We start from the raw sequence: 17,050 nt of genomic DNA on the forward strand, positions 1-17,050 counted from the left end.
CCCGCTGCGTCGGGCATGTGGCGGGAGGCGTCACTCGCCTAGCGTGGCCAGTAGGCGGGCGGTGAGACGGACGGGTCCACACGCTCGAAGCGGTGCTTGCTCACCGGGTTCAAGCCCTTGATGTGAATCAGCTGCTGTGTGTCTGCTTCGTTGAGCTCGCCGACGATCAGGGGCATGGCCGCTACCACCGCGCCCATCGCCAGGCCCAGACCGGCCATGCCCCTGTGCGCCTGACTGAAGCGGATGTGGTGCATGCCCGACTTCTTGATGGCCTCCGTCTCCGACGGATCCTCCAACTGGCGGGCATCCCTGGTCAGGAAGACTTCGAAACCTTTTCTCGCGGCATCGGGGAGAAGCGCGAGATCCTTCTTGCCCGCCCACTTGATCTCGCTGACGAGCTTGACCTCATGTCCGGGCAGAATCCGTCTGAGCATCTCCAGCACCTGGACGGGGACGTTCTCGTCGATGAGGATCCGCATCAGGCAGCGCGCGCTCCCGTGCTGTAGCTGTCCACGTAGAGCGCGAAGGAAGCAGCGTCACGTGCTGCGTCAGCGGTGACGCCGGGATAGTAGTCGGCGATCCCCTCCGGCGGGATGCCGTCCTCGATCAGCTCCGCGACGGTGTCGAAGGGGATCCTCGTGCCCGTGATCACGGGCTGTCCGCCCTGGGTCTCGGGGTCGACAGTGACGTGCTGCTTCGGCTGGAGCAGGTGGGGGACGACGACGCCGGCTCTGGGAGCGAACTCCTGGAGGATGTCGGCCATGGTGGCGATCACCCGTTGGCCAGGGCGTTTGACCAGATCGGTGCCGTGGTCATCGTGGCCTGCAAGGACGATCGAGTCGCCCTCGGCCACCAGGGAGTAACTGGACAGGTGCTCGACCTCCCCGATCCTTTTCAGGGTGGCCAAGGCTACGCGGATCTTCTGGAGTGACACGTTCTGGCGAAGGTGGGCGAACGCACGCAGCGCGAGTACGTCACGGAAGGAGTACAGGGCCGGCCTGGCTGCCAGCTCGGGCTGAAGGATCGGCCCGTTGCCACGGTCCTGCCTCCACGTGCGCAGTTGTCCGACCGTCGCTCCCGAGAGGGCGGCAGCCATGCGGGTCGAGTACGCCATCTGCCGCCTCCTATCCTGGTCGCGTGCTGTGGGGTGCCATCATCCCAGTTCTCCGAGCGGCAACGCTACAGAACGACGAGAGCCCAGATGCTCCAGATCCTCTGCGGCGAAGCGGTGAAACGCCCAGCGTGCGTGAGCCGTGCGTGAGCGGACAGGTCGGCACGGGCCGGACCGGACGAGCACGTGCCTCTCGGCCACACGCCGCTGACCAGCAAAAACAGTACCGTAGCTGACGAGGTACGTTCCGCTGGGAGCCATCTGGGAGCCGACCCGCTCACGCCGGTGACGGTCTTGCCTCGGTCTCATTCGTCGAGGTGAAGGGGCGTGAGTTCAGGACGCCAGGCGCCGCAAGCGGTCGGCTGCCTCTTGGAGGACGTCGTCCTTCTTGCAGAAGGTGAAGCGGACCTGGCTGCGGCCGGCGTCGGGGTCGTCGTAGAAGACGGAGTTGGGGATGGCGACGACGCCGCAGCGTTCGGGGAGGGCACGGCAGAAGGCGTAGGCGTCCTTCTCTCCGAACGGGGTGATGTCGGTGGTGATGAAGTACGTGCCCCGGGGCTGGTAGACCTCGAACCCAGCTGCCCGCAGGCCGTCGCCGAGCAGGTCGCGCTTGCGGCGGAGGTCGGCGCGGAAGGCGTCGAAGTACGAGTCCGGCAGGCGCAGCGCCTCGGCGATCGCGTACTGGAAGGGGCCCGCGCTGACGTACGTCAGGTACTGCTTTGCCGTCCGGACGGCGGAGACGAGCGGGCCGTTCGCCGTGACCCAGCCAACCTTCCATCCGGTGAAGGAGAAGGTCTTGCCGGCCGAGCTGATTGTGACCGTGCGCTCGCGCATTCCGGGTAGGGCCGCGATGGGGCGGTGTGTGCCCTCGTAGACAAGGTGCTCGTACACCTCGTCGGTGACGACGAGGAGGTCGTGCTCGATGGCGAGTGCGGCAATGGCGCTCTGTTCGTCGCCGGTAAGGACCATGCCGGTCGGGTTGTGCGGGGTGTTGAGGAGAAGGAGGCGGGTCCGCGGGGTGATCTTGGCGCGCAGCTCGTCCAGGTCCGGGCGGAAGGACGGGGCGCGCAGGGTGAGCGGTACGCGCTTCGCGCCGGCCATCGCGATGCAGGCGGCGTAGGAGTCGTAGAAGGGCTCGAAGGCGATGACCTCGTCGTCCGGCTCCAGCAGCGCCAGCATGGTGGCGGCGATGGCCTCGGTGGCGCCGGCGGTGACCAGGACCTCGGAGTCAGGGTCGAAGGAGAGGTCGTAGAAGCGCTGTTGGTGGTCGGAGATCGCGGCGCGCAGTTCCGGGATACCCGGGCCGGGCGGGTACTGGTTGCCCTTCCCCTCCCGCAGAGCGCGGACAGCAGCCTCGCGGATCTCCTCAGGGCCGTCCGTGTCAGGGAAGCCCTGGCCCAGGTTGATCGCGCCCGTCGCGGTCGCCAGCGCCGACATCTCCGCGAAGATCGTCGTCCCGAGTCCGTCCAGCCTTCGGTTCAGCAGCGGCCTGGCGTTCATGTCTCCACCGTTCTCACGCAGATGCTTATCGGTTCTCCGGGGACCATCCTGACTCATTGCCGGTCATACCCCCGTGGTGAGGGGGCCGTGGTGGGGCGAGGAGGAGGAGCTCCCTGCTCTTCCGGCTCGGTTGTCGGTTCTCGGAGGACGCCAGCCTTCGCGGAGATGTCGCGCAGTAGTGCCTCCCGCAGGGTGTGCAGCGTCGCGATCTTGGCGACCAGGAGTCGGGCCGCGGCGTGCAGGGGTTCGGTCATCGCGTGGAAGGCGGTGCGTGTGAACCGGTCAGGCCAGGTGACCTGCAGGCGCTTGAGGGCACCGGCGGAGATTTCCCGGCCGTTCTGGCCCTGTGCCAGCCGTGCGATGTCACTGCTCCTCCTCCTGAGTTCGTGGAGCAGCCACCAACCGTCTTCTTCCTCAATAGGTCGTACGGCCACGACGCCTCTGAGAGGTGTTGCTGGTCGGCTCGGCACGGCGATGTGTGCGCCGTCGGAACGGGTGCTCAGCATCAAGGTGCCGGGCGGATGCGCCTCGCCGACGTTCGCTGGACTGCTCAGACGGAAACTCTGCACGTGGGGCACGGGGAGGTCGTAGAGATCTCTAGGGGCGACTACTTCGGTTACATCGGTGATGGGTTCTGTGGGCAAGGGGGGAAGCGAGCGTTCGGAACCTTTGCCCGTCTTCGGTTTGGCGACCTTCGCAAGCGATCGTGTCTCCCAGGGCGGAATCGTCGACGCCCAGTCGTCATGGAGGGCGTCGGCCAGTTCCACCGCCTTGCGGGCGGTTTCCTGGTAGAGAGCGGTCATCTCCTCGATGAGGTCGAATGTCTGGTGGTATGCATTGATTACGTCTGCCGGAGGAAGCGGAAACGGCATGCGGTGGAGAGTGTCGAGGCTGACGGTGGGCTCGACGTGTGCCGTCACGTCCTCGTCGATGCGAGCCTTCGCCGTGGGTGTCTGTAGCCAGATACGCAGCCATCGCGCTATGTGCGGTTCAGCGCGGATGATGCCGATCGACCTGGTCGCTGTACATCCTGCGTGCTCGGCGGTAACCAGCGCGGAATCGCCCACCCGTCGGACGAGTACGACGGCCAGGTCGCCCTCCCTGAGGGTTGCCCGGCTGGGCGGGGAATCACCCGGCCGACACTCGTTGGCCCTGGGCGCGAGGATTCTGCCGTTCTGGAGGAACGTCGAGCTGACGACTCCTGCGGTCTGCTCGGCAGCCGCGTCGTCGAGGAATCCGGAGGTGGTGTAGATGCGAGGCCGCTCGATCTTGATGGAGGTCGTCTTCCAAGCCGCCCCATCCGAGGCGCCCTGGTCCGCATTGGCTTCCATCAGATCTCCTCCAAGACGTCCAGCAGCCGGAGTTCCAGTACGCGCATCTGGTCGAGCTGATCGGCCAGTTCGAGCTTGAGTTGCTCGACCCGGCTTCGCGTGTCCCGTTCGGGGCTGGGGGGCTCCACGGCGTACGAGGTCGGCATCAGGCTGGACTCGTGGTCGGCGATCTCCTTGGTGGAGCAGCTTCGGGACCAGCCGACTGTGTCGTTGTACGGCGAGGCCGTGGCACCGTTCTCGGAGAGGCCACGCCAGGCCGCCAGAGTGGTCAGGATCAATGTCGTGTTCTTGTCGCCCAGCCTTCGTGCTCTCGAATCCGGGACAGGTTCGAAGGCTCGCCGCGCGTTGACGAACAGCACCTGCTGGCGGCGGTCCCGGATACCCCAGCCGGGGCGCGCACTCTTGTCCCTGTTGAGTACCCACAGACAGGCGGGGGCTTTGGACAGACCGAGCACGCGAGGCGGCAGAGCGATCACGCACTCGACAAGGTCGTCACGCAGGAGACGTTGGCGGAGCCTTCGGGTGACGGGCTGCCTGCTGTTGGCCATCTTGTCGGCCATTAGGAAGACGGCACGTCCGGAAGGGGCAAGCGCGTGCGCGATGTGCTGAATCCACGCGGGGTTGGCGGACCCTAGGGACGGCGGTTCCTCTGGCCAGCGGGGATCGACAGGGACTGCGAGGCCCGACCGGCGAGTTTGCTCTGCCTCGCCCTCCAACGCCCAGTTGCGCTGGTTGAAGGGAAGGTTGGCCAGGACGATGTCGTACGGCTCCGGTTCGGGCTCCGCGAGACTGTCTCCGGGCGGGAAGACGTGAGCCGTGATCCCCCGCACCGCGAAGTTCATACGGGCCACCTGTGAGGTGTGGGCGTGCTGCTCCTTCCCCTGCAAGGACATGGTCGGGTCCAGCCCGACGCGTTCGCGGACGTAGCGGTGACTCTCGACAAGCAGTCCCCCTGAACCGCAGACCGGGTCCAGCACTCTGTGCCCGTCGCGAGGGACGGCCGCACCGACCATGAGGCGGGCCATGTCGTCCGGCGTGAAGTAGTGGCTGCCGTCAGCCTGGGCCTGGTCCGCCGAGAGGTCGCGTAGGCAGTGGTCGAGCAGGGGCCTGACCAGCTGTGTGGAGCCGATGGCTTGGATGAGAGCGTGCAGTGATCCTTCGGAACCGGAGGGCGGAACGGGCATCAGGCTCCTTGTGCCCAAGTCTGGGTCCTGCTCGTCGGCTGCGGGAAGCCAGTGGCTCAGACACTTGCTCACGGCAGCGCGGATTCCCGAACCACGCTCTGCCGACTGCCCCAGCAACCACGACCATGTCGGTACGCTGGCACCGGGATTGGCGTGCGCTTTTCGGCTCAGGTACAGCAGTCCGAGGATGAGGCGAGTCGCGTCGTGAGCGTTCATCAGCCGTGAGAGGTGCGCGCGGTGCTGGTGCACCTTCGCGAGCACCTCGTCGAGCGAGGAGGCATGTACGTACCCTCCAAGGGCGCCTACGTCGCTCACGAGCCCACCACACCCAGGGCGCCCATGACCACGATGAGGAGCGTCAGGGAGCCGGCGAAGGTCAATGCTCCAGTCTTGAAGGCCGCCGCGGGACGTCCTCCCTCGACGACGGTCAAGACGCTGCCAGCCAGAGCGGCGACGAGCGCCGCGAGGACCGCAATGATCACGTACATCAGCCTCAGCTGCACGACATGGTTCCTTCCTGATGTCGGGGGATCTCCGAGCGGACGAGTGAGCCGGTGATCCCTGGCTTCAGGAAGGACAGTAGAGGACGTAGGCCGCCCGCCGCTGGGTGCACGCCGTTTGGGATTTCTCTAAGCGCGCGCCCGAAGTTGAGGCACTCTTAGCGAGTGCACGCTGTTTGGGATTTGAGACGGTGATCCCCCGGATCTCACGACGCGTGGAAGCCTCATGGGGGTCAGGAGCGCAGGCGTTTCCACCACGGCAGAAGTTCGTGAAGGTGGGCGCGGACGGCATCGAGGTACGCGGTCTCGTATTGGACGAGTTCGCTGAGGTCGATGACGGCCGACGGGATGTTCATCTGAGTGTCGCTGGTGATGGCGGGCGCTTCCCATGCCTCGTGCATTGCAGTGCCAGCTGTCTGGCGGAGGTGTTGAACGAGGCTCTTGTAGGCATCACCGACGTCGGGTGACTCCAGGGCGGTCCAGGCGAGATGGTAAGCGAGTTGGGCTTGGGTCTCGCGGAGGATCTCCGAGAGACGGACGCGCTCTTCTGCGGCTTGATCAGCGTGGCGGCGACGGATGGCGTACGGCATCTCCTTGTAGGTGGTGTAGGCGACGAAGGCTTCCGCGAAGGCCGCGCGGAGGCGTCCGCGCTCTTCTTCACGGGACCTACTCCGGGCCAGCCAGAGGTTGATGGTTGCGGCTATGGCGGCTGCGAGGACGGCCCCGGAGACTAGCGCCGACGTCAGTGCCTCGGGTCCGGGGGTCGAGGATGTGGAAGCTGGAGTCGGGGTGGACGGTGTCGTCGCGGTGATCGCGCTGGGCGAGGGAAGGGCTGGCGGTGGCGTGGTCATGCTGCCCTCCCTGATTCGGCTAGCTGCGCGCCTCGGGTGTGTGGTGTGGAGCCTCTTGTCCGGGCCACTCGCCGGTGAGGCGCCACCACTCTTCCTTGAGCAGGTGCGCGACGATCAACCCGAGCAGGATCGCCGGTCCGTCACGGCGTGTCCACTGCTGCTCGGCCGGGTCGTATGGGTACCAGATGCACAGGGCCCCCTCGGCGTAGCGGTGCGGTGATTCGCTTGGGCCGTCACTGTAGATGTGGGGTGTATAGGGGGAGTATTGGCCGAAGACGATAGTGACGGTCTGCTCGGGGATGTCGGGCAGGTCGAGGTGCACGGCCAGCGCGAAGCCGCCCGGGTACCGGCAGGGAGGTCTTACGATCCTTGCCGTCGGGCCGCAGGCTTCGATGCCGCGCTGGAAGGCGAAGCGGAGAGCCGGTCTGGTGAACCAGGCCGGCTCTCGCCATGGTGCGGGCCGACTCACCGGTTGTCAGTCGGGGCGCCGTACGAGCGGACTGCGGGGATCGCTACGGGCGGGCCGCTCAGCCCCAGGAGGGCGCTTGAGACTGGGCCCGATTGCCGCAGTGCCCCGATCTTCTGCGCGAGACCGCGAGAAGACGGGTCGGCGATGTACTTGTAGAAGACCCGAGACAGTGCAGAGAGGACGGCGTCACGATCGTCGTCGTGGGCGAGTGCTTCGTCCAACCCAGATGCCGCCGTATGCAGCCTGCGGGACGCGGTGTCGCGCGGGACGAGCAGCCGCACGTTCGGCGATACTCCGGCGGGGTCAACCGTGGCGTTCCCGGAGTCGACCCGTCCGGCCGCCTTCGTCAGAACGGTGGACAGCGCGGTCGCCATTCCCATGCCGGGCTCGATGAACTCCCAAGCCCAGACAGTCAGGTTGTGGGAGGAGAAGCCTGGGACGCTGTACTGCTTGTTCCACGCCTTCAGCAGGCGTACGACCCGACGCCGGGTGCGCTGCAAGGAAAGACTCCCGGAGGTGAACAACTCGACGTGGCGCTCGGGGTCGGAAGCCTCCCATGTGTCGTTCTTGAGGTTGGGAATCCACAGGCCCGGTGCGTCCTTACGGGTCAACGCGACGACCAGGTCCACGGTGGGGTCCTGGCCGTCCGTCGGCTGGCCGAACGTCAGCTTGGGGCCGCGCTTGGAGGTCCCGCAACGGGCGTTCGGGTACACCTCGCGGACCGCGGGGCCCAACAACCCGCAGAGCTCTGCCGCGATGTCGGCAGGAGTCTCACCGCCACCGTCGGGTCCGAGCCGCGGGTAGACGCGGCGGTCGAGGACCAGGCCGCCGTCTCCGTCGCCGACCGGGTGAATGAAGGTGTGCTGGGCCAGTGATCCACTCGCGTAGGTTCGCAGGGATCCGGGGAATGCCGTGGCTGCGGAGCGGACCAAGGCCAACCGATTGCGGGCCTCTGCCAACGGCTCGGCGTGGGCGTCGATCTGGGAGCGGATGTCGTCCAAGACGTCGTGGGTGTATCCCATCTGTTTCTCGATTCCTCTTGTGGGGCGTCAGAGCCCGGCTGTCAGGCCCGCCACAGCAGGCCGAGCAGCCCTGTAGCTGCTCTCCAGTACCTGACGTCACACCGCGAGAATCGTCCGGGCCGAGGGGCACCGGCATCCCGAGAGAGTGCTCAAGCGCAGTCGTGGCAGATGCGACTGGCACCGTCGAACCGGCTCGGCGCCAGTACAAGGAAGCACCGGTCGCAGGCTCGATCCCTGCTCATGCGGGCGCTTGTGCAGGCACAATGCCCTTCGGGGCATGTAGCGTCGCCGCACTGCTCACATGGTGGGGCACTGACCTCGAACGCCTCGCCGCATGTCTCGCAGACTGACTGGCTGCCGTACCAGGTACCGCCGGTTCCCGGCCGTGGTACCGAGTACCTGAGCCAGGGGGCGTTGTCCGGGACGAGGACCGCGACCAGGTACTGCTCGTCGCACCATGCGGCCTGCCCGTACAGGACATCCCCCGCCCTGCCGGAGCGGTACTCAACGTATGTCTTGTCGTGCTGTGCCATGGCTCCGGTTCGCAGTGCCCTCTCGATCAAGGGGGTTCTGGACTGGTCGGAACCACGCGCCGGCGGGATCAGGCTTCGGGAGGAACTGAAGATCGCGGTGCCAGCACGGTCGAGTAGGACGACCGCGCCGCCTGAAAGGTATTCCGCTGCCCGGACGCAGCAGGCTTCGCGCGACGCCTGGGAGCGCTGGAACAGCTCGACCACGTCCGTAGCGGATGGGCCCCGTAGGCGCACGTTCTCGGGAATCTCCCCATCCGGAAGCAGCACCCGGGCGGCGAAAGCGTCGCATGCCGCGTCCTCGAAGGCTTCCGAGTCCCGCGTAGCAAAAAGTGCCTGACCCAGGCCAGGGTCCGTCTGCTGCAGGTGATGCCCCAGCTCGTGCAGGCCAGTGAACCCGCGGCGACGGTACGACCGGGAAGCGCCAACCACAAGCGTTGGCGGATCGGTCCTGTCCCTGTAACTTCCGGCGACAGAGCACCGTCCTTCGCCGACCTCGGGTTCCATCACCACCTGAACATCCGGCCAGCGGCCCAGCTCACCCAGGGGGTCATCGCGCAGGGTTGCGAGACAACCTGGGTGAATCCGGTCGATGACGCCGAGCATGGCCTGCGCCTGCCGAGGCGCTTCCTCCACGAAACGCCGCCGCATCACGCATCCGATCCGGCGAGGTCCTCACCACGCAGAAACTGCCGGAGTCGCCCTTCCCAATCCGGTTCCGCACCGCCGGTTTCGCGTGCAGCAAGGGCGAGCGTCCCATAACCGCCTGAAAGGCGAGCTTCCCCTTCGCTGACTCCCAACCGCTTCGCCCTACGAATCCACGTCTCTCGCCAACGGGGATGCTCTGCCGCTGCCACCAGAGCTGCGGGAAGGGGGCGCACGGTCTTGGCAACGGCATCAACAGAAAGTCCCGTCGCACTCGCCACCGCTTCCACCTGTCCTGGCTTCAGAGGAACTGAGCCCCGCAAGATCCTCATCACCTCCGGTTGAGGGACCCCCAACGCTGCTCCTAGCACCGGCAGATCGGGGAGACCGTTCAACAGTGCTCCCAGCGAGACGACCTTTTCCGTTCCTTTCGCTTCAGGCAGGCCAGGCGCTGCCCGCAGGGCGTCGAGCTCGTCTTCGAGCTCGGCTCGCACCTCTTCGGAAGCGTCGAAAACCGACGCGGGCACAGTCCCCTGTCGAGCTCCCGCTGGCACGGACGGCGCCCCCCCGTCCGCCATCTCGGCAGCCCAAGCGACGAGGTCAGGCTCCCAAAGGTCCACCACGCGGTCGAGGACACGCAGAGGGACTGGGCCAGCCAGTCCTGCCCACACGGTCGACTCCACACCGAAGGCGGTCCGGGCGCCGTCTACCACCAGGCTGGCTGCGTCTTCCCCTGGAGGATCGATCGTCACGGGGACGGCGTTCACTTCGCGGTCAGCAATTGCCAGGACCAGTACGAGGAGACTGGCCTCCTCCCACCGTGCCCGCCACACCTGGCCAACCGCGAGACGTACCTCTGCCGGGTTGCCGAACCTTGCGCGCAAGCCTTCAACCGACAGTTCCTTCGGAGCCCGGACCGCAGCGGCCAGATCAAGGAAACGCTGGGGCACCACTGGTTCACTCATGGAGTCCTCCCGGGTGACATGGCTGAACGGGTCCATCCATGCCTGACGTCACAACTGCCGTGGCGTCCGACCGCCCACGCGTCACTCCTCCCGCTGAGTTTCGCCGCACAGCCTGATCACCTCCAGCCCTACACCGTGAACGTCGTGATCTCCGACCAGCTGCCTCAGCCGCTCTCGGAGGCGCTTCACCTTCAAGGACGCCTGGCTCCGGCCGCATCCCAGCAGCTCCCGGACCTTAGCCTGCTGGTCCGCAATAGGCACGATGCGGCGTTCTTCCGGAGAAAGCATCCCCACGATTTCCGCGGCGGTCACTGCCGCATCGAGCTCCTCCTCGGCGGCCACTACGGTCTCCTCGGGTGTCAACGCTGTGTCTCGGTAGATACCGTCGGAACCCTCGTCCGTGCTCACGATCACTGGGTCCAGCACGATCGGGAACCGCGCAACGAAGACTTCGACCAACTGCGCGATCTCCAGGGAGCCACCAGCTGCGCTCAGGACTGCGCTGGCCACGGCCACGATCGACGCCCGGTCGGCAATCGGCGTCCGGCGCGTGGTGCTGGACCACTTCGGGATCCGCACAGCCGAGACGGCCTGAGCGGCCTCCACCAGCTTGCCACTGTCACCGGACCATGGAGCCCAGCCGCTGCCCTGCAGCCTCCATCGCTTGGCTCCGGGCTGCCCTTCGGGGACCTGCTCGAACTCTGGCTCGGCGGAGAGCACCTCCTCCAAGCGCCGCCGCAACGCGCCCGGGCCTGTTTGACGTGCTCTGTCGATCAACCAGTTCCGAATCGACCTGCGCAGGAGCCGCCCCATGGACGCGTCGTCGGTCGCAAGGCTCTGCAGGTTGGAAGTGACAGCTTCGGCCCGCTCTTCGAGGAAGTCGCCGAGCAGATCCTCCCAGTCCGCCGGCTGCCACCCCGCTGCAGGGGTGAGCGCGGGGAACCGTCGCGACTCCTCTTTCAGGAGCTTGTAGACCAAGCTCAGTCCTTCACGCCCCAGGTGGCCCAGGTGATGAAGCTCTTCGAACTCGGAGATGGCTGGCCTCCCTCCACGGCTGACGGAAACCGTACGCCCGAAATGAGCCCCGTGTCCGGCTAGTAAGTGATCTGGGAAGGGACGATCTCGCCCCGAACCTCGGGTCGAAGGCAACTCTCAGCCGAAGAAGACGGGCGACCCTCGCGGGCAGTGGCCCGTTCGTCCCCTCAGCTCGCCAGTAAATAGGTAGGCGAAAGAGCCTTGACCCAGCCGACCTTCCAACCGGTGAACGAGAACGTCTTGCCGCTCGACCCGATGGTGACCGTGCGCTCCCGCATCCCCGGGAAGGTCGCCAGCGGCACGTGCTCGGCCTCGTCGAAGACCAGGTGCTCGTACACCTCGTCCGTGACGACCAGCAGGTTTCGCTCCACCGCCAGCTCGGCGATCGCGGTCAGCTCCTCGCGGGTGAGGACCGTGCCGGTCGGGTTGTGCGGGGTGTTGATCAGCAGCAGCCGGGTGCGGTCCGTCACCGCGTCGCGCAGCTCGTCCAGGTCGAGCCGGAAACGGGCCTGCTCGGGGTCCGGGCGCAGGGTGACCGGCACGCGCACGGCGCCCGCCATGGCGATGCAGGCCGCGTAGGAGTCGTAGTACGGCTCCAGGGCCACCACCTCGTCGCCGGGCTCCAGGAGGGCCAGCAGGGTGGCGGCGATGGCCTCCGTGGCGCCCGCGGTGACCAGGACCTCGGTGTCCGGGTCGAAGGACAGGCCGTAGCGGCGGAGCTGATGGTCGGCGACCGCCGTGCGCAGCTCGGGGACGCCCGGCCCCGGCGGGTACTGGTTGCCGCGCCCGTCCCGCAGCGCCCGCACGGCCGCCTCACGGACCTCCTCGGGGCCGTCCGTGTCCGGGAAACCCTGGCCCAGGTTGATCGAGCCCGTCGCGAGAGCCAGGGCGGACATCTCGGCGAAGATCGTCGTCCCGAACTCGGCGAGGCGACGGTTGAGGAAGGGGCGCTCGGTGGAGGTCATGCCCGTCATCCTGCGCCGAAGCTCTGGAGTTCCTCAACTCTGCTTTGGCGGCCGAGACGGCCGGGCATCCCCCGTTCACGCAACGCTCACGCGGCGCGCGAGGCGCCCACGGGGGGCCGCTTCGGGGGAGAGGGAAGGAGGGTGGCGCCATGGTCTTCGGCATCATCCTGGCGGTGATCGGAATCCTGTTCGTGGCGGCCCTGGTGGCCAACGCGCGAAAGAGCAACGCCGCGGGGTCGTACCGCGGCGGCCGGTCCCGCGGATACAGCAGCGGCGGCAGCGCGGCCGGCGGCAGCTGGTGGGCCGGCGGGGGAGACGGCGGCTCCGGCGGCGGCCACCACGGCGGTCACGGCGGCCACTCCTGCGGCGGTGGGTCGTCCTGCGGGGGCGGGTCGTCCTGCGGCGGAGGCGGCGGATGCGGTGGAGGCAGCTGACACGGGGCAGCTGAGCTCTCCGGGGGGAGCCGCATCCGGACCGCGGGGCCCGGCCGACCACGGGCTCCGCGGTCGCACCATGTCGCCGACGGTCGCACCATGTCGCCGACGGCCGCAGCGTGTACCCGCGGCCGCGCCGTTCATGTGGGGCGTGCGGATGCATGTCCCACCGCCTGGCGTGCGCCGCAGTTGAACAGTTGAGCTGTGGAGCCCCCCGAGGGATGGAAACCCCACGAAGTTGGGTAAAAAGGCTGTGGCGCAACCACAGTTCATGATTCCCTCTAAAACACCAACGCAGCCCCTCGGACCCCTTCGGACGTCCCGAGCGGACGACCTTTCCAGACCGGGCTGACCGGGGCCGTTCTCCCGGTGTCGACCGGGGTGCGCCAGACCAACCCTCTCTTCTTTGCGTCTCCGCGGAGTCGACCCATGCTCACTACCCTGAACACCTCCTACACCGACACGCGCGCGGCCGATCTCGCCTGGGCCCTGGGGCGCGAGCCGCTGCCCGCCCTCGCCACCCTCGACCTCGAACTGGCCGGTGCAAAGCTCCAGTTGAGATTGCTCGGCGCCTCGCACCAGGTGCTGCTGGACGAGGACCAGGGTTCTTGTTCGGAGACGGTGGCCTGCATCCCCGGCAGCAGCACCCCCCTCCCGCTCGGCGTCGCCAAGCGGGTGGGGGACTGGGAGTACGAGTTCGCGGCACGCGTCGAGGTGCTCTCGCCCGGCCAGTTCGCGGGCCGCGCCCAGGAACTCCTGGCCCTCGTCTCCGAGCATCCGCACGGCCTCGCCGGCGTCTTCCCCGGCAGCCCGCACGCCTTCACCGCCCTGCTCGCCCACCGCCACGAGGGCCAGGTGCACTGGCGCACCTGGCACGCCTACCCGCAGGACGGGCAATTGGTGGCGACCCGGACGAGAGTCGGGATCCGGGTACCGGCGAGTCTCGACGGCCCGTCCCCGAACGGCGCCGCCCAGCGGACGGCGACTTAAACGCCGGGCGCCTCAACAGACCCGAGTTCCACACGTGTGGGTGACGAAGGGCACCCACCCTGTGACGTAACGTCGCAGTCGTGATCGAACCGCACGCGCCGGCCCCACCCGGTGCCCCGCCGCCCTGGCGTGGACCCGCGAGGCTCCCCGTCCGGCCGGACACCGGGCGGCTGCTGGTCCTCGCGTGCGTCTTCGTCTGCGCGGCCTGCGGACTCGTCTACGAACTCGAACTCGTCGCCCTCGCCTCCTACTTGATGGGCGACTCCGTCACCCAGGCCTCCGTCGTGCTGTCCGTCATGGTCTTCGCGATGGGCATCGGCTCCCTCGCCGCCAAACGGCTGCGCCGGTTCGCCGCGGCCGGCTTCGCCGCCCTGGAGGCCAGCCTCGCCCTGGTCGGCGGCTGCAGCGCCATGGCGCTGTACGCGGTGTTCGCCTGGACGGGCGACTGGGGCGGCCTGTGGGCCGACGGCCCCCGCATCCTCCTCGTCGCGTTCTCCCTCGCCATCGGCCTGCTCATCGGCGCCGAGGTCCCCCTCCTCATGGAGCTCATCCAGCGCATCCGCCGCCAGGACGCGGGCGGCGCCGTCGCCGACCTCTTCGCCGCCGACTACGTGGGCGCGCTCGTCGGCGGCCTCGCCTTTCCCTTCCTGCTGCTGCCCTTCCTGGGCCAGCTGACGAGCTCGCTGCTGACCGGCGGGGTCAACGTGATCGCCGGCGCCGCCCTGGTCCTCGGCCTCTTCCGGCGCGACCTCACCTGCCGCGCCCGTGGGTTCCTGCTCGCCGCCAACATCGCCGTCCTCGGCGTCCTCGCCTCCGCCGCCGTCCTCGTCGACGACTTCGAACAGGCGGCACGACAGGCGGTGTACGGCGACGACGTGCGGGTGGCGGTGCGGACCGGAGTCCAGGAGATCGTCCTCACCGGCGGCACCGAGGGCCGGCCCCTCGACCTCTACCTCGACGGCCGGCTCCGCGTCGGCGGCCGCGACGAGCGCCGCTACCACGAGGCCCTGGTCCACCCCGCGATGAACGGCCCGCACGCGCGCGTGCTGATCCTCGGCGGCGGCGACGGCCTGGCCGCCCGCGAGGCCCTCACCCACCCCGGCGTGCGCCGCGTCGACGTCGTCGACCTCGACCCCGGCCTGGTCCGGCTCGCCCGCACCGACCCCGCCCTGTCCCGCCTCAACGATCACGCCTACGGCGACCCGCGCATCCACGTCACCACCGCCGACGCCTTCCCATGGCTGCGCGGAGCGCCCCCGGCGACGTACGACGTGGTCGTCGCCGATCTGCCCGACCCCGGGATCACGGCCAGCACGAAGCTGTACTCCCAGGAGTTCTACGGCCTCGCCCGCCGCGCGCTCGCCCCCGGCGGCCGCCTCGCCGTGCACGCCGGCCCCGTCGCGACCCGGCCCCGCGTGTTCTGGACGGTCGAGGCGACGATGCGCGCGGCGGGCCTGCACACCGCCCCCTACCGCGTCGAGGGCCGCGACACCGGCTTCACCGCCGGCCCCGACCGCACCTCCGGCGCCTCCCGCGCCCCCCGGGACTGGGGCTTCGTCCTCGCCACCGCCACCGCCACCGCCACCCCTGGCCCGGCCCCCGGCCCACCCCTGCGCCTCGACCACGCCGAGCTCCCCCTGCACACCCTGACCCAGGCGGACCTGACCGCGGACGCCCGGGCCGTGGAGGACACGCGGGTGCCGGGGGTACGGGCGTCCACGCTGATCCATCCGCGGTACTGACGCCGTACCGACGCCGCACCGACGCCGTAGGCACGTTGCTCCGAGGGCGGTCGCGTACCACCGGTAGGAGCTCGGCGGGGCCGAAACCCGGTTTCGCCGGGTGCTTTCCGGTGACCGCTGGGTAGGCTCCCCACTCATGGAGCAAGAGGTGTTGGTTCCGGTTCCGGCCGAGCGGCTGCGGGCGGCCCTCGCCGATCCCGCGCAGGTGGCCCGGGCGGTTCCCGGCCTCCAGCAGGACGCCGGCACCGAGCCCGTCGCGGGGCGGCTGAAGGTGCGCATCGGCGGCCACACCATCACCTACCGGGGCGCTGTACGCGTCACGCCGCGCGAGGACGGCACGTACGCCGTGGAGGGCGACGCGACCGAGGCCCGCGGCAGCGGCGCGGTGAAACTCGCGCTCACCCTGCGGCTGCGGGAGACCGACGCCGGCACGACACTCCGCTTCGAGGGCACGGCGTCGGCCGACGGCCGGGTCACGGAACTGCCGCCGGAGACGGTGGACTCGGCGATCGCCCGCCTGCTGAACCGCTTCGCGGCAAACCTGGGAGCGGGCGCGGCCGAGGAGACGCCTGAAGCCGCTGAGGGAGACGACGGCGACGACATCGTCGACGTCATCGACGTCCACGACCTCGACGACATGGACGACATGGACGACGTGGACGAGCCCCAGCCCCCGACCCCCGTCTTCGAGGACCTCACCGCCCCCGGGGAGCCGCCCGCCGAGGCCGCGCACGCGCGTCGGACGATGATCGGGCGCAGCGCCGAGGAGGTCGACCACGCTCCGCCGCGCGGGCGCTACGCCCCCGTCCCGGCCCCGCAGACCGTCGTACCCAACAGCACCCTGCGCTGGGCCGCGCCGGCAGCCGCACTCGTGGTGGCGTCGGCGATCGTGGTCGGCAGAGCCCTGCGCCGCCGCAGCTGACACCGGACCGGCCCTAGTACGGCCTGCCCCTTGATCGCCCCACTAGGCTCCTCCCGTGAGTAACGAAGACATCACGCTGACCGCGGGCGACGCGGAGGTGACCGTGCAGCCGGGCAACGGCGGCCGGGTCGGTGGGCTGCGCGTCGGCGGCCTCGAACTGCTGCGCCAGGGGGAGAGGTTCGGGTGCTTCCCGATGGTTCCCTGGTGCGGCCGGATCCGGGACGGCCGGTTCCGGGACGGCGGAACCGTCCACCAGATGCCGCTGAACGCCGCGCCGAACGCCATCCACGGCACCGTCCGCGACGGCGTCTGGAAGGTCGCGCGGCGGACGGCGGACGAGGTCGTGCTGACGTACGACCTGGTGGAGCCCTGGCCGTACGCGGGCCGTGTCACCCAGGTGGTCACGCTGGCCGAGGACGCCCTGACGCTCGGGATGGCCGTGGAGACGTACGACTCGTCGTTCCCGGCGCAGATCGGCTGGCACCCGTGGTTCAACCGGAACCTCGGGGGCGAGGACGTGCAGGTCGCCTTCGAGCCCGCCTGGCAGGAGGAGCGCGGCGACGACCATCTGCCCACCGGCAACCGCATCGAGCCGAAGCCCGGCCCCTGGGACGACTGCTTCGGCATGCCCGACGGCGTCGACGTCACCCTCACCTGGCCCGGACAGCTCGCGGTGCAGGTGACCAGCCCCGAGGAATGGGTCGTCGTCTACGACGAGCAGGAGGCGGCCGTGTGCGTGGAACCGCAGACCGGCCCGCCCGACGGCCTGAACACCCACCCGCGCCTGGTCACGCCCCTGGAGCCGCTGGAGGCCGCGACCACCTGGCGCTGGACCCGCCCCTGACCATCGCCTT

17 protein-coding genes and 1 pseudogene are annotated in these 17,050 nt (G+C 68.8%); 5 read left to right on the forward strand and 13 right to left on the reverse strand.

Translation table 11 applies throughout. The features are described from left to right. Positions 1 to 38 precede the first annotated feature (38 nt). The 13 genes and pseudogenes from ACIBAF_RS26250 to ACIBAF_RS26310 form a co-directional block, all read right to left on the reverse strand. Entirely contained in the window at positions 39 to 479 is a 441-nt protein-coding gene (locus tag ACIBAF_RS26250) for a hypothetical protein (RefSeq protein WP_399466169.1), read from the reverse strand. Next, positions 479 to 1,114, reverse strand: coding sequence for a DUF433 domain-containing protein (locus ACIBAF_RS26255; RefSeq protein WP_399466170.1), 636 nt, complete (start codon positions 1,112 to 1,114; stop codon positions 479 to 481). Before ACIBAF_RS26255 ends, ACIBAF_RS26250 begins: the two co-directional genes overlap by 1 nt. Positions 1,115 to 1,444: 330 nt before the next feature. After that, on the reverse strand, positions 1,445 to 2,611 hold the full coding sequence (locus ACIBAF_RS26260) for a pyridoxal phosphate-dependent aminotransferase (protein WP_399466172.1): 1,167 nt from the start codon (positions 2,609 to 2,611) through the stop codon (positions 1,445 to 1,447). A 53-nt stretch (positions 2,612 to 2,664) separates the two neighbouring features. Then, entirely contained in the window at positions 2,665 to 3,942 is a 1,278-nt protein-coding gene (locus ACIBAF_RS26265) for a hypothetical protein (RefSeq protein ID WP_399466174.1), read from the reverse strand. Continuing rightward, complete coding sequence (locus tag ACIBAF_RS26270; protein WP_399466175.1) at positions 3,942 to 5,387, reverse strand: N-6 DNA methylase; 1,446 nt, start codon at positions 5,385 to 5,387, stop codon at positions 3,942 to 3,944. The genes ACIBAF_RS26265 and ACIBAF_RS26270 overlap by 1 nt, the downstream gene beginning before the upstream one ends. A gap of 50 nt (positions 5,388 to 5,437) precedes the next feature. Beyond that, the gene (locus ACIBAF_RS26275; RefSeq protein WP_399466176.1) at positions 5,438 to 5,629 is read right to left on the reverse strand and encodes a hypothetical protein; all 192 of its coding nucleotides are present in this window, start codon (positions 5,627 to 5,629) and stop codon (positions 5,438 to 5,440) included. 230 nt (positions 5,630 to 5,859) lie between these two features. Next, a complete protein-coding gene (locus ACIBAF_RS26280; protein ID WP_399466177.1) occupies positions 5,860 to 6,477 on the reverse strand; it encodes a hypothetical protein in 618 nt (205 codons plus the stop codon). Positions 6,478 to 6,496: 19 nt separating this feature from the next. Continuing rightward, a complete protein-coding gene (locus ACIBAF_RS26285; RefSeq protein ID WP_362045290.1) occupies positions 6,497 to 6,799 on the reverse strand; it encodes a hypothetical protein in 303 nt (100 codons plus the stop codon). 143 nt (positions 6,800 to 6,942) lie between these two features. Continuing rightward, the gene (locus ACIBAF_RS26290) at positions 6,943 to 7,968 is read right to left on the reverse strand and encodes a hypothetical protein (protein WP_399466179.1); all 1,026 of its coding nucleotides are present in this window, start codon (positions 7,966 to 7,968) and stop codon (positions 6,943 to 6,945) included. Between the two features lie 149 nt (positions 7,969 to 8,117). Beyond that, positions 8,118 to 9,149 (reverse strand): ImmA/IrrE family metallo-endopeptidase, encoded by a 1,032-nt coding sequence (locus tag ACIBAF_RS26295; protein ID WP_399466221.1) that lies wholly within the window; start codon positions 9,147 to 9,149, stop codon positions 8,118 to 8,120. Next, positions 9,149 to 10,108: a hypothetical protein gene (locus tag ACIBAF_RS26300; RefSeq protein WP_399466181.1), complete on the reverse strand. Its 960-nt coding sequence runs from the start codon at positions 10,106 to 10,108 to the stop codon at positions 9,149 to 9,151. The genes ACIBAF_RS26295 and ACIBAF_RS26300 overlap by 1 nt, the downstream gene beginning before the upstream one ends. An 81-nt stretch (positions 10,109 to 10,189) precedes the next feature. Then, on the reverse strand, positions 10,190 to 11,086 hold the full coding sequence (locus ACIBAF_RS26305; RefSeq protein ID WP_399466182.1) for a hypothetical protein: 897 nt from the start codon (positions 11,084 to 11,086) through the stop codon (positions 10,190 to 10,192). 254 nt (positions 11,087 to 11,340) lie between these two features. Then, positions 11,341 to 12,117, reverse strand: a pseudogene (locus ACIBAF_RS26310) (aminotransferase class I/II-fold pyridoxal phosphate-dependent enzyme); the annotation flags it as partial. A 140-nt stretch (positions 12,118 to 12,257) separates the two neighbouring features. On the opposite strand from ACIBAF_RS26310, the gene ACIBAF_RS26315 reads away from it, so the two are divergent. From ACIBAF_RS26315 to ACIBAF_RS26335, 5 genes are all read left to right on the forward strand, one after another. Next, on the forward strand, positions 12,258 to 12,542 hold the full coding sequence (locus tag ACIBAF_RS26315; RefSeq protein ID WP_399466184.1) for a hypothetical protein: 285 nt from the start codon (positions 12,258 to 12,260) through the stop codon (positions 12,540 to 12,542). A 429-nt stretch (positions 12,543 to 12,971) separates the two neighbouring features. Then, on the forward strand, positions 12,972 to 13,532 hold the full coding sequence (locus ACIBAF_RS26320; RefSeq protein ID WP_399466186.1) for a DUF2617 family protein: 561 nt from the start codon (positions 12,972 to 12,974) through the stop codon (positions 13,530 to 13,532). Between the two features lie 80 nt (positions 13,533 to 13,612). After that, positions 13,613 to 15,274 (forward strand): polyamine aminopropyltransferase, encoded by a 1,662-nt coding sequence (locus ACIBAF_RS26325; protein ID WP_399466187.1) that lies wholly within the window; start codon positions 13,613 to 13,615, stop codon positions 15,272 to 15,274. Between the two features lie 136 nt (positions 15,275 to 15,410). After that, entirely contained in the window at positions 15,411 to 16,196 is a 786-nt protein-coding gene (locus ACIBAF_RS26330) for an SRPBCC domain-containing protein (RefSeq protein ID WP_399466188.1), read from the forward strand. A 55-nt stretch (positions 16,197 to 16,251) separates the two neighbouring features. Next, positions 16,252 to 17,040, forward strand: a complete 789-nt coding sequence (locus ACIBAF_RS26335) for an aldose 1-epimerase (RefSeq protein WP_399466189.1) — start codon at positions 16,252 to 16,254, stop codon at positions 17,038 to 17,040. Positions 17,041 to 17,050: the final 10 nt, after the last annotated feature.

The sequence above is a fragment of the Streptomyces sp. NPDC051677 genome, assembly GCF_044453465.1.
GTDB lineage: Bacteria > Actinomycetota > Actinomycetes > Streptomycetales > Streptomycetaceae > Streptomyces.